Raw genomic sequence first — 13,254 nt, 5'->3', positions numbered from 1 at the left:
CTTTCCATTCTTCCCTGCTCATGTTCATTTTGTTAATCATATATAAATCCGATAAGTTTAATGTGTATTAAGATGATATTAGTATATTATCATCCTGTGAACCTCAAGTCAACGTGAGGAAATGTCCATTTCCAGACGTACCTTGTCTACATTTTATCGACAATTTCGCAAAAAAAATGAGCCAAGCTGACCACAGCTGACTCGAATCATTCCTAATACTTGAAGCCATCACTCATAACTTCGACGGAACATCTCATGAGTCTCCACTCGCCCCTGCCATTCATGTTCATGAGCCGAATTCGAGCTCCCCCAGAAGCTCCCTGACTGAAAGGTTCCATCTGTATACTCTTCCGCATATTCAGCATCCTCCAACGTCTCATCCATTGGCACAACCTCATCCGTTACTCCGCGGGAGTTGCTGTTCAGCAGCAGCTTCCTAGTTAATTTATCCGTTTGTTGATCCATAACCTGCCACGCTCCAATCCCTGGTTTCTGTTGGAAATGCTACTATTGTGGTGGAATCGGCTGCACTTTATTCATTCTTCACACAATCGTTGGAACTGGGCGATCCCTTACGCATATTAACGGCCAACCACGGAGAACCTAATCAATATAACATAGCCAACATTTGCCTCCGATTCCTTCTGGCGAAAGGGTTGAATTCATGGAACACATCTTGGATTGGATTCGTATTCACGGAAAACTGGTACTGCTATGTACCTGTGTCATTCTGGCCTGCGCAGGGCTATGGTCGAATCGTAAACAGTTGTTTTATAAGGAATGACTTTGCGAAACGAGAGCCCTTCCCGTATACTAAAATACCGTCAGGGTCTCCAGATCACCGGGGATCAGAACGTGTGTAGACAGGGGGAGCAATCATTGGGGATTTCCTATAAAAAGTTGAAAGAAATACAGAATCGGCAAATGACCGAAATGAGTAAGATGACACCTGAACATGTAAAACTGTTTGATCAGATCAGCACCATTGCGCGCCAAGCACCTGCCGATGAGAGAACGCAGGAAGAATGGATTCTCTCTGCTGGAAGAGCCATCGTACAAGCTCAGCGTGACGGTAAGCCTGCTCGCGAGTTATATGGACCTGATCTGGAACAACATATCTATTCACAACTAGGAGTAGCAGACAATAATCCGGCTGCAACTGCTAGTGAATCAAATATGGACTCATCCAGAGCTTCAAGTACGGCCGTACAGGGCTCCGGAAGCAAATCCAATGAACGCAGTACGTCAGCCAAGAAGACAGCAGCAGTTGAAGCGGAACCTGCGGAGACTCCGGATCAAGTTAAACGGACGCCCAAATGGTACTTCATGATCTCTTGGGCAGCTTTGTCTTTTGTCATGCTGATTCAAGGTGCGGTTGGGCTATTTATTGGCTGGACGGGTGGAGATACGGAACCATTTAGCCATATCAGCTTGTTCTCCCTGATCGTTGCGGCGGTTGGGGGGATTGCACTGGTTGAAATGCTTCGTCGCCTTGCTGAGCGTCCAGACGACCAGGGAGCAGACAAGACTGCCAGGCCACAGATCAATCTTCGCGGAATCGTCATCTATATCGTTATCGTTGTGCTTGTCTTATTTGTAGGATATCCGCTGCGTGACAGCCTTCCCGTATTTACGTTGGCTCCGTGGATTAGTCTCGTAATCGGGATTGTGGGATTGGCTACGTTGAGACCACTATTTGGACAAAAGAAAGCGTAAGGATGGCCCTTTGTGGAGAAACAACATTTGGGTATATCGTACAGTTATGTGGTGTGTGAAGATGAAGTACGAGTGAAGTACGACAATTCGGTGATTAGATAGAATATCGAGTGTCAAAAAAGGGGCCATAATGGCCCCTAGCCAGCTGTTGAGAAATTCTCGACAGCTATTTTTTATTTCCGAAAGGAATGGCCTCGTCATACTTCAGATAGATGATCCACCGCGCCCGTAGAGTCTCTCTCCATTTTGAGCTGAATGCGATGTTTGATCTCCTTGCCCGGAGTCTCTCCGAATTCTCGCTTATACATGCGGATAAAGTAGTTAACTTCCATGCCAACCGTCTCCGCAGCCTCTCTTACACTTGCCCGTGGGTGCTTGTCCAGCCATTCGGAAGCCTTCTGCAAACGTAATCTCTGCATGTACTGATGTCCTGTCACCCCATGTCTCTGGTGAAATAATCGGTTCAGGTGCTGCACCGAATAACCAACGGCTTCAGCTACATGCTTCAGCAGCAGATCATCCTGGTAGTGCGTGTGCATCAGTGACACAGCTCGGGTGAATGCTTCATTTGCCGATTCAGACTCACGTTCTGAACGTGTTAATGGCACACTCCGTGCTTCTTGCTCTTCTGTGTCATCATGCAGCAGGAGGATGGATCGTGACATGTCCAGAATAAGCTGGTAGATGATCGTTGAACTGTTCCACATTTCAGTCATCCCATCGTCCAGCGAGTGCCAGATATCCGTAACACGTAACCAAAACTGTTCAAACTCTGACAAGCGCCGTGGCCCCATCGGTAGCAGTCCCGCCGACCGAAGCACCGCCCCCGCCACCTCTCCACCAATGCCGATATATCCAAGCTCCCCGTGTGTTTTGGAATGCGGAATATACTCATAGGCCACCCCAGGCTCCATCACGAACAGTTCACCCGCCGACACTGTCCAAGCTCCTTTACCTGGAACCTTAAATTCCCCCTTGCCGCTGCGTAAAAAGAAAAGCAGATACACCGGAAATCCATCCGGTCTAAACTGAACTTTCTCTTCTTGTGTTCCCACACAATACAGATACAGAGGTAACCGGGAATCCGGCAAGCCGGTCAAGCGAAATGCAAGCATTCCATCAGTCCTTTCGGATCATGCTCTTCTTTCTCCTATTATCCATCGATTTGCCCCGTTGCAGCAATGGCCAAAGGAACCTTTTTGGTGGCAGGATTTTCAAGCAGTATAAGTGATTCAGAGTGGCCATTTGAGATAATAGAGCAACCTTCTGATCGCTGTTATCCCCCAAATTTCCTAAATTGCTGTCCAAGGTAGATATCCGGGGATAAAGGCGAACGCTTTGCTTCCTTTGGTTTTTCAGTCCTGTCGTTTTTTAATACTTTTCATAAAAAGAAAAGCTCCCCTTCTCGTTTGGAAAGGGAGCTTCTTCAATTCAATTTATTTATTTCATTATATTTTGATTTTAGGTTTGTGGAGATGTAGTGCTAGCTTGATTCGAATTGGAAGATCCAGTATTTGTGTCTGTCACTTGTGGTGAATCCGGAGTAGTAGTTACAGGGGCAGCTGTTGCTGCATCCAATTTAACTGTAGCCGAAGGACCATAAAGCGAACTTGTATACAAGGAAGTATCACTTGATACAGACAGGATATATATTTTATATTCTGCTCCAAGTTCAATTGCTTTCCCATTTGAATCCAACGTATCTTTGGTCAAGTTAATTTCTCCAGCTGAAACTTGTTTAAAACTAATATTCTGGGTTGCCTGAGCTACAACAAAGTCATCTTGGGCTCTTACTACAAAAAGTCGATATTGGGCTATCCCTTTTTCGTCTGCCGCTTTATTGAAAGTAACCTTGATGCCTGCATCCGCAGCAGTGCTATTATTCTCAATTTTAGTGATGATCCCTGTTTGGACAGGTGCGGCTGGAGCAAGGATACTGAATTCGTTGGAAGCTGAGGACAGATTGGAAGCACGAGAACTGCTGTCCGATACGGATAACACAAAGACTCGATATTTCTGCCCTATAACAAGTGACTTATTATTAATATCCCGGTGACCATTATTCAAAACGACAGGATTTGAAGCATCATTTTTGTTGATATCAATATTATAAGAAATTCCAAGTGCAGAAGAAACACTAAAACCACTCACTTGATTTGCTGGTACTATAAAAGCTTTGTAACCCGAAATCCCATTCTCACTGGAAGGCTTGCTGAAGCTTATAGATACATCCGAAGCATCTCCCGCTTGCCCTTGTTTTTTCACAGTTGCACTTACATTACTCGCTGCGGCTACAGCCGTATTGGAAGCTAATGTGATCACTCCCGAGCCTGAAGACAGTGCATTGGCAAGAGAGCCGTTATTATTCACTGCCATTACATGCACTCGATAGCCCACACCATTCACAATAGCACTGTTATCCACGGTTTTCGTATTACTTGTAAGATTAACAGTCTGGTTGTTTCCGTTTTTGCTTACATACGTATAATTCGCACTGCTAACTGAGTTCGCAGATGTCAGATTAAAGCTCGTATTTGTCGATTTCACCACAAACACACGATAATGATTCACATTTGTCTCATCCGACGAACGATTGAAAGTCACACGCAGATCGCTACCATTGCCGTTATCCCCAATATCACTTGCCGTCACATTACTTGGTGCCGTCACAGCTGCGTTCGCAGTCAACGTAATCTGTGAAGAATAAGAAGATAAAGCATTCTGACTGGAATTTCCACTTGTGCTTACCGACAAGACAAACACGCGATAGTTATTGTTATTGGAAACTGTGTAACCGTTGGTATCCACCATGTAGTTAGGGAGGGTAAATGACTGATTTCCACCCGTCTTGTTCACCTGATAATAATTGTTTGATGCGTTAGCCGCGCTCAGTGTAAAGCTGCCTGCATTGCCGGAACGGACCACATATACACGATACGCGGAAACATTGGATTCATCCGAAGCTCTGGTAAACGAAACCCGAAGATCGCGTCCATCGCCGTAATCACTCACATCAGCCACACCAATGCTGCTTGCGACTCCAGCATTACTATTCGTTGTCAGTCTCAACAGCGTCGAGGAGGAAGATAGCGCATTCGTATAGCCGTTCTGCTGGTTGCCTACAGCCATAACGTAGATCCGGTAGTCTTGCAGATTTGTTACGTTATAACCACTTGTGTCCTTCATAGAGGATGGCAGTGTTGTTGTAATATTGTTGCCTGTTTTGTTCACGTTATAGTACAAGCTGGAAGACAGATTGCTCGCCGTAGTCAGATTAAAGCTGCTGGATACCGAGTTGCGCACAACGAAAATTCGATAATTAGCAACTTTAGACTCATCGGATGAACGGTTGAAGCTCACCTGAATGTCACGACCGTCTCCATAATCCGAATTATCTCTCAATGATGTGATCACAGGTGCTGTTGCTGTGTTTATTCCCAGTGTGAGCGAAGAGGATACTGTGGACAGTTTATTGTCTGCTGTTGCCGCATTGGAGCTCACAGATACAATATACACGACATATGATGTGCCGTTTTTGATCAGTTCCCCAGATGTATCACGTGTCGAGGAACTTAGCTGGGTTTTAACCGCTGTGCTGTTACCTTTGTAGATAATGGTTGAATTAGAGCTGGACACATTGTTGGCCGTAGTCAGGTTGAATGAAGAAGCGTCTTTCGCCTTGACTACAAAAGCACGGTAATACGTAATATTGGATGTTGTACTCGGCTGTGTGAAGTTAATTTCCAGGTCGCGTCCATCGCCATAGTCACTGATATCTGCGATCCTGAGACCTGTGACAGGTTGCACCGTTGTTTTCACATTGTTTAGTTTCAAGGACTGGGAAGACCACGCCAGCAGATTTTTATAGCTGTTGTTGCTGTTCCCCATTGTAAGTACATACAGACGATAGGTTTCACTTGTGTTTAACAAATCCCCGTTCACGTCGCGTGTCTGAGCATTCAGCGTCAATCTTGGATCAGTGCCATTTGGAGAAATGGATGTGTAATTACCGGATGGCACGACTGATGCCGCAGACTCATTAAAGCTGTTTACATCACGGGTTTTCACCAGCATCACACGATACTGGGATACAGCTTTTTCGGACGTGGGGCGTGTGAAGCTTACAGTCAGGTCACGACCATCCCCATTGCTTCCGGATACTGAACCGTAAATGTTCCATGCTGCATATTGCGTCTCATCCACAGGAGGAGTGGACGTTGTTTTGATATCTACCCGCTGATTGCGGGAATTCCAGAATACTTTCTCCCCAAAAGCTTCACTGACAAAACGAATTGGAACCATTGTGTTTCCCTTGATGGTATTTGCAGGTACATCTAGCGCTACCGCTTCTCCGTTGATGTAAGCCGTTTTGGAACCCAGTTTCAGTGATACTTCCTGATCTCCCCGGTTCGCCGTGATCGTTTTAGTTTTATTGGTGTACTTTACAGTCGCATCCAATCCTTCGAAAATGGAGCGTAATGGAACCAGTACACGTCCACCTTTCATGACAGGTGCCTGTGCGGACGAAAGCTCCGCATCATTGATATATATACTAATTCTCGCAGCTGCATCCATAACCGACGTTGGTAGTGCAGACATCAACATGGCCGATACGGCCAGTGCTGACATCACCTTTTTCACTTGACGTCCTCCAGCTTTTCTCATATCCAATATCCCCATTCTCTTCATTATTTAAGTTGAAATGTGATCGTTGGTGAATTTCAATTTATTCCTGTAATTTCCTGTGCACATCTAAGACGTATGAACATCAGTAAAAGTTTCCAATCCCACAAAAAATATTTTCGCAGAAATGTCCTTGCACCATCTACCCTCCAAAGGTTAAAAATAACAGAATAATTTGTCATTATTCCGCAACAACATCCTTCCCAAATTCGTTTAATGTATAGTGAATAACAACCTACTATCTTTAAAATTACGGGAGGTTCACACAGATGACATCATCGTATTTATCTGGCCAACGCAAAGGGATGCGATTCTTCCTCACATTCCTTACCATTGCTGCAATTTTCACAGGAACCGCAGCTACATCTGGAGCTGCTACTGCCGCTCCTTCAAGCCCGGATACCAAAGTAACCACCAGCAGTTCAACCGCCATATATAAAACATTTCAGTCCATGCTCAAAAAAAAGAACGGCTTACCCGCCGCTGACACCTTTCTGGAATCCAATATCAAAAAAGTAACAAAGCATCACGCCACCCTGATGGTGCTTCAATTGGAGAATGCACGTCTGAAGGCCCTAACCTCCATGACGGACCGCTTGCTCGTTCCTAACGTTCAGGACAAGATGCTCAAGGCATACCAAACGAACGACAGCTTCACCAAACTCATGGGGCGTACTCAGGATTCCGATCTGCGTGTACTGTTAAAAGAAGCCCGTGACAGCGGTTATCGCCTCGTCATGCTCGAAGGCTCCCTCTATCCGATTATGAATTATGAGGCACTCGTGAAATATACCTCTGATATTACAGAGGATATCTCAAACTACATCAATATCATGACGAAGGAAACGAAAAACTTGCCTGCGGATGACGGAGCTCTGGTCATTGGATATCAGGAAATTCTCCTTCGGGCACTCAGCCAGGAAAGATTCCTGGAGCTGCATCCGAAATCGAATCGGGCCAAGCAGGTGCAAGATCTGTTGAACAGTTATACCCTGTATACCTTTTATGGGCTGAACAATACACCGCTGTTTGATTATGAAACGAACAAAATGGTTGCGAACGCCCAAAGAGGATACAACGGCGTCTTGCAGCGTCTTGCATCCGTCGATAGTGAATTCCTCACCAAGCTGGATGCCTTTATGGATGTGGTTAAGGAAGCAAAGTATGAGAAAACAGCTGCCGTGGAGAAATGGCTGGAACAGAATGTTCCGACCGGGGCGGATGCTGGCTATTAAATAATTCATGATATTAATCACCTAAAGCACATAAAAAACACAAAGAAAACCGACATAGGATTCGCTCCCATGTCGGTTTTCTTTGGATTCTATCGATGAATTGAATCTTCTAGACCAAGTCGAACTCAGAATCAAGATCTATAGAATTGGCTTGACCATATGGTTATACTCATGTCCAGCAATGACAATTACTTCATCCTTGATATAGCCCTGGCGTTCGTACAACATCAAGGCCCGGCCATTGTCCCGTTCAACAATGAGGGATACCTGGGAGTGTCCAAGTTCCCTTCCCTGCTGCTCAAAAGCAGCCATCAAGGCCTTGCCGATACCCTGCCCCTGATATACTTCGCTTACGGATAGAGTATCTAGATAATACTCCCCGGGACGGGTTTCTTTGACCAACGTATATTTCTCATCTGTACTCCGACCAGGCCGATCCAGAATCGGCTGATCCAGAAGATCTGCCTCACCGCCATCATACGCTACCAGGATTCCAGCGACCTGTTCGTCCTGCTCCATTACCGTTATATTACGATAACTGATCCGATTGTCTTCCTGCGCGTAAAATTGCTGCAAAATCTGCATCGCTTTCTCATGCTCACCTTCACCCGCCAGAGCATAGGCAATATCACCAATCGCCTGATAAAGCAGAGGAATGACTTGTGCCGCATCTTCTTTGCGAGCAGGTCTCAACAGAGGCTGCGCCTCACTACGGTCCGACTTCACATTGAAATGATTCATCAGATTAACATGTTGAACAGATTGAGATTTTTGTTCAGCTCGGTATACGCGAGGCCTTTACGATTCATACGTTCAATCAGCGGCTGGTAATCTTCCTTGTACATCAACTCGATGCCTACCAAGGCAGGTCCATTTTCCTTATCATGCTTCTTCGTATATTCAAAACGGGCAATGTCGTCATTGGGTCCCAATACTTCCACAAGGAATTCACGCAAAGCTCCCGCACGTTGTGGGAAATTGACCATGAAATAATATTTCAGACCTTCGTAGATCAACGAACGTTCTTTGATTTCCTGCATCCGATCGATATCATTGTTGCCGCCGCTGATCACACAGACAACCGTCTTGCCCGCAATCTGTTCGCGATACTGCTCGAGTGCAGCAACCGCCAGAGAACCGGCAGGCTCCACAACAATTGCATTTTCATTATATAGCTCCAAAATGGTGGTGCAAGCTTTGCCCTCAGGCACCTTCACAATGTCGTCCAACGTGCCGCTACAGATGTCGAAGGTCAGGTCACCAACACGTTTCACCGCAGCACCATCCACAAATTTATCAATATCATCCAACGTGACAACCTGCTTGCGGAACATCGCCTCACTCATGGAAGCCGCACCAAGTGGTTCTACGCCAATGATACGCGTTTCCGGGCTAACCGTCTTCATGTAGGTTCCAACGCCAGCAGCCAGACCGCCGCCACCAATTGTGACGAATACATAATCCGCTTTTTCATCCAGACTCTCCATGATTTCCATCGCTACCGTACCATTACCCGCAATGATCTTCGGCTGATCGAACGGATGTATAAACGTCATGCCCTGTTCATTACACGCACGCATAGCTTCTTCATAAGCATCGTCATACGTATCACCTGTCAGCACAACTTCAACATTATCTCCACCAAATCGACGGACCTGTTTCACCTTCTGGTTTGGAGTTGTGCTCGGCATGAAGATTTTGCCATGGATGCTAAGCGCGTTACAGGAAAAAGCAACTCCCTGCGCATGATTACCCGCGCTCGCGCAGACAATGCCTTTCTCCAGTTCAGCCGGAGTCAGACTACGAATCATGTTGTAAGCTCCGCGAATTTTAAACGAACGTACCACCTGCAGGTCTTCCCGTTTAAGATACACATTACAGTTATATTTGGCCGACAATACAGCATCCCGCTGCAATGGCGTTCTTACAATGACTTCACGCAGCACATGGTGTGCGCGCACGATATCTTCCATGCCAACACCGGTACGGCCGGGATTGGCAGTTCCCGTTGGTTCTTGTTCCACTGGTTTCATCTCTTATCCACACTCCGCTTATCTTGGTTGGCAATGCAAGCATTGCTTTTTCTTTTTATTGTATCACTTTTGTTCTGTTCTTGCGCCTGAGCTCGCATCATTTACCATTCGCAAAATTTCATCAACAATGACCTGAGGATCTGTAAACATGACCATATGGCTGGATTGATCAGCTCCGATCCATTTTGCATTCGTTAAAGTACTCACAGTCCGGCGGTGTGCCTCCATAATAGCAGGTCTTATTTTACGTTCTCCCATGCCCGTTTTTGTACCTGAGATAATGCTGACCTCCAGATCACCAAGATCGAGAGGGGTAACCAGCAAGGAAGCCAAGTCATTCAGAAAAGGTTTCGATTCCGCAACCATTGTCCTGGCCGCCTGTACGGTGAAATCCTCTGCACGGTGATCCCCGACAACGTCGTCAGGCTGAACACTTCCAGGTCTGCTGCCTAATAATCTGTATAATCCCGAACGTGCCATGAGTGGAATTAGGAGACTGTTCAAGGCAAAATTGAATTTGGCTGCTTTGGAAAAATACAATTCGCAATGCTCGTCTGAAGGATCAACCAGGATGATCCCCCTTAATCTTGATAGGTTCGAGGCCGCAGCCGCTCGTACAATGGGTCCTCCCCAGCTGTGCCCTACCAATATGAACGGACCTGGCCCCAATGCAGTCAGCAGATCGTCAAGATCTTCTGCTATTCTGCGAAGTTTACGCGGAGACGAATCGACTTCACTTCGTCCTGTGCCCGACCTGTCGTACACGACGGCACGTGCATGTTCAGCAACAGCAGGTGCTACCAGCCCCCAGGTCGATCGTGAGAAGCCCATACCGGACTCAAATATAACTATCAGATCGCCTGTTCCTCTGGACATATAATGTAATTTGCGACCATCCCGGGTCTGAATAAAGGCACTTGAACCAAAAGAATGTGAGCTATGGTTAGGCTTCATCTTCCCCTCCTAATTACACGCATAGTCATAACAAACCGAATCTAATTGAAAATGATTATCAATTACTTGATTATAGATTATTCCACTCTTTAGGACAAGGCATAGGTCTTTAAGACCAACAAAATCATTGTCATACCATGACTAAAGTAATATAATTACAATGAAATCATATATTTACTTTAGGAGGAAGAATTTGTGAAGAAAAAGTTGATTATTGCTTTATCAAGTTTTACACTTCTCGGAGGTATGGCTATCGGAGCAGGAGCCGCGCCTATCTTGGAGAAAATTACTGCCAATCTTAACTGGGGAATTAACTACAGCATTTCAGGTAAAACATGGAGCCCAGTAGATCAGAATGGTAAAAAACTAGCAGCAATTACATATAACAATAGGACATATCTACCTGTTCGATCTGTAGGTGAAGCACTTGGGGTAGCCGTAGATTATAACAACAGTAGCCAGACCCTTATGCTTGGTGAGAAATCAGATACAACACCTATTACTTCCGAGAAAATCGAAGTAAAACGTGATTCCTTTGTAACAAAAGACAAACAATTTACAGTGCAACAAGAAAAAGATTATGAATCAGGAGTAGTTATTAAAGAAATTTTTGCATATCAAGAATTCACTTTAATTCCTGAAGGGAAATATCAAACGATAGAACTTTCTGTATTTCCCGTTAAAATGAATAATACCGTTAGTCTAAAAGTATTCGATGGAGATACTCTTCTTAAAGAGTTCGAAATAAATGCTTCTAGCGGAAAACAAACCGCTTCGTTTGATATCGGAGGAGTTAAAAAACTTAAATTCACTGCTGATTTACCAAATATAGGATTTGATTCACAGTCTGTTTTTGTAACTGGTAGCTACAAATAAATCATTAATGATACATCTAAGTTTGTATAGACTATAGCAACTAAACAAAAAGAACACCATTACCTGTACGGATAACGGTGTTCTTTTTCTATCAATAACATATTACCTCTGCATACCAGTCACTTCGACTCAAGCCTGAGTCTTAAACCAAGCCGCAGCAGCTTCCGCCTCGGTACGAGTCAGTTGATGCCCCTGACGCTCCAAGTGCATATGCACGGCTGCACCCGCACCGCTAAGCAGTGAGGCCAATTCATCCGTTTCACGTTTCGGCACAATTGGATCGTTCTCTCCTGCTCCGATAAATACAGGCAGCCCTTTCAGGTCTGGTAATTCCAAACCGCGAAGTGGTACCATCGGATGGTGCAGAATCGCTCCTTTGAATACGTCAGCCTGATGGAAGATCAGACTTGCTGCGATGTTTGCTCCGTTGGAATAGCCCAGTGCGAAGACATTGGCACGATCAAAGCCATACTCCACAGCAGCTGCATCCACAAAAGAACCCAATTCCGCTGTCCGTGCAATGAGATCCTCTTCGTCAAACACCCCTTCCGCCAAACGGCGGAAGAAACGGGGCATTCCATTTTCAGATACGTTACCACGCACCCCCAGAATACCAGATCCTGGGGCAATCATCTCGGCCAGACCTACCAGATCGTTCTCCGTTCCACCTGTCCCGTGCAGCAACAAAAGTGTGGGTGCATTTGGCTGAGAACCTGCTTTATAAATATGTTTCATTGTATTAGTAGTACTCATGATTTGGACTCTCCTTTCCATTCACGTACTTGAATAGGTGGCAGCAGCTGTTCAATCTGCTCACGCTGTGGTTCGTACCATTCAGGCAACATCAGCTTTTGACCCATGCTTTCCTGTGGTTCATCCCGTGCAAATCCTGGAGGATCAGTAGCCAGTTCAAACAGTATACCTCCCGGTTCCCGGAAATACACAGCGTTAAAGTACTGGCGGTCAATGACCGGAGTTGGATGATAACCGGCTTTTTGAAGCTCCTGCTGCATTTGTTCATGCTCGACATAATCTTTTGCACGCCATGCGATATGGTGAACCGTCCCTGCTCCGCCAATTCCCCGCTGGATTCCAGTCGATTGAATGTCGATGAGTTGACCGATGTCACCACTCGCCTGCAGACGAATGATTCCATCCTCTTCTCCTACTTGCTCCAGACCGAGCATCGTTATCAGCACATCCGTTGTTTTGTCAGGTACATGGCTGAATAGTACAGCTCCACCAAAACCTTTGATGGCATGTTCAGACTGCACACCGTTGAATGCCCACTGACTTGGCTGGCCTCCATCACGCTCGACCAATTCGAGCAAGAGACCCCCTTTATCGAAGAAGCGAATGTACTGCTCGCCAAATCTTGTTTTATTTTCAAATGGAATATCGAAGGATGTCAGACGTTCTTTCCAGAATGGCAGACTACCCACCGGAATCGCATATACGGTTACGCCAGTCTGTCCTGCACCGATGACACCTCTTCTGGCATTTTGTTGAGGGAAGAAGGTGATAATAGTACCCGGTGCCCCATCCTCATTGCCATAATACAGATGGTACACATCCGGTGCATCAAAGTTAATCGTTTTTTTCACCAGTCTCAGTGCCAATACACCTGCGTAAAAATCAACATTTTTCTGTGCATCATCTACAAAAGCCGTAACGTGATGGATTCCTGAAGTTCTGAACATAATCTCCACTCCCTTAGTTTTATTTGGTTCATTGTTATATTTAGCAGTTTGTTATGC

At 45.5% G+C, this 13,254-nt stretch carries 11 protein-coding genes; 3 read left to right on the top strand and 8 right to left on the bottom strand.

Features of this window, described 5'->3' with window-relative positions; translation table 11 throughout:
- Window positions 1-228 precede the first annotated feature (228 nt).
- Window positions 229-465, bottom strand: coding sequence for a hypothetical protein (locus tag AC3ITG_RS03915; RefSeq protein ID WP_489252858.1), 237 nt, complete (start codon window positions 463-465; stop codon window positions 229-231).
- Window positions 466-879: 414 nt separating this feature from the next.
- Between AC3ITG_RS03915 and AC3ITG_RS03910 the strand changes: the two genes are divergently transcribed.
- Complete coding sequence (locus tag AC3ITG_RS03910; RefSeq protein ID WP_489252857.1) at window positions 880-1,716, top strand: hypothetical protein; 837 nt, start codon at window positions 880-882, stop codon at window positions 1,714-1,716.
- A gap of 197 nt (window positions 1,717-1,913) precedes the next feature.
- Here the strand turns inward: AC3ITG_RS03910 and AC3ITG_RS03905 are convergent, their stop codons facing one another.
- Both AC3ITG_RS03905 and AC3ITG_RS03900 read right to left on the bottom strand, forming a co-directional pair.
- Window positions 1,914-2,831, bottom strand: coding sequence for an AraC family transcriptional regulator (locus AC3ITG_RS03905; protein ID WP_489252856.1), 918 nt, complete (start codon window positions 2,829-2,831; stop codon window positions 1,914-1,916).
- A 346-nt stretch (window positions 2,832-3,177) separates the two neighbouring features.
- The gene (locus tag AC3ITG_RS03900; protein WP_489252855.1) at window positions 3,178-6,381 is read right to left on the bottom strand and encodes a stalk domain-containing protein; all 3,204 of its coding nucleotides are present in this window, start codon (window positions 6,379-6,381) and stop codon (window positions 3,178-3,180) included.
- Between the two features lie 287 nt (window positions 6,382-6,668).
- On the opposite strand from AC3ITG_RS03900, the gene AC3ITG_RS03895 reads away from it, so the two are divergent.
- Window positions 6,669-7,634, top strand: a complete 966-nt coding sequence (locus tag AC3ITG_RS03895) for a hypothetical protein (protein WP_489252854.1) — start codon at window positions 6,669-6,671, stop codon at window positions 7,632-7,634.
- Between the two features lie 138 nt (window positions 7,635-7,772).
- Here AC3ITG_RS03895 and AC3ITG_RS03890 read toward each other — a convergent pair whose 3' ends face one another.
- From AC3ITG_RS03890 to AC3ITG_RS03880, 3 genes are all read right to left on the bottom strand, one after another.
- Complete coding sequence (locus tag AC3ITG_RS03890) at window positions 7,773-8,375, bottom strand: GNAT family N-acetyltransferase (protein WP_489252853.1); 603 nt, start codon at window positions 8,373-8,375, stop codon at window positions 7,773-7,775.
- Window positions 8,375-9,667: a threonine ammonia-lyase IlvA gene (gene ilvA, locus AC3ITG_RS03885; RefSeq protein ID WP_379448235.1), complete on the bottom strand. Its 1,293-nt coding sequence runs from the start codon at window positions 9,665-9,667 to the stop codon at window positions 8,375-8,377. The genes AC3ITG_RS03890 and ilvA overlap by 1 nt, the downstream gene beginning before the upstream one ends.
- Window positions 9,668-9,730: 63 nt before the next feature.
- Window positions 9,731-10,621 carry an alpha/beta fold hydrolase gene (locus AC3ITG_RS03880; protein WP_489252852.1) on the bottom strand — a complete coding sequence of 297 codons (891 nt, stop codon included), beginning with the start codon at window positions 10,619-10,621 and terminating at the stop codon, window positions 9,731-9,733.
- Between the two features lie 195 nt (window positions 10,622-10,816).
- Here AC3ITG_RS03880 and AC3ITG_RS03875 point away from each other — a divergent pair, with 195 nt between their 5' ends.
- Window positions 10,817-11,497, top strand: coding sequence for a stalk domain-containing protein (locus tag AC3ITG_RS03875; protein ID WP_489252851.1), 681 nt, complete (start codon window positions 10,817-10,819; stop codon window positions 11,495-11,497).
- A 129-nt stretch (window positions 11,498-11,626) separates the two neighbouring features.
- Here AC3ITG_RS03875 and AC3ITG_RS03870 read toward each other — a convergent pair whose 3' ends face one another.
- Window positions 11,627-12,232, bottom strand: a complete 606-nt coding sequence (locus tag AC3ITG_RS03870) for an alpha/beta hydrolase (protein ID WP_489254408.1) — start codon at window positions 12,230-12,232, stop codon at window positions 11,627-11,629.
- Between the two features lie 14 nt (window positions 12,233-12,246).
- A complete protein-coding gene (locus AC3ITG_RS03865; protein ID WP_413375223.1) occupies window positions 12,247-13,197 on the bottom strand; it encodes a ring-cleaving dioxygenase in 951 nt (316 codons plus the stop codon).
- Window positions 13,198-13,254: the final 57 nt, after the last annotated feature.

The organism is Paenibacillus sp. GL_099_B (assembly GCF_057835695.1).
This window is presented reverse-complemented; position numbering and strand designations above follow the sequence as displayed.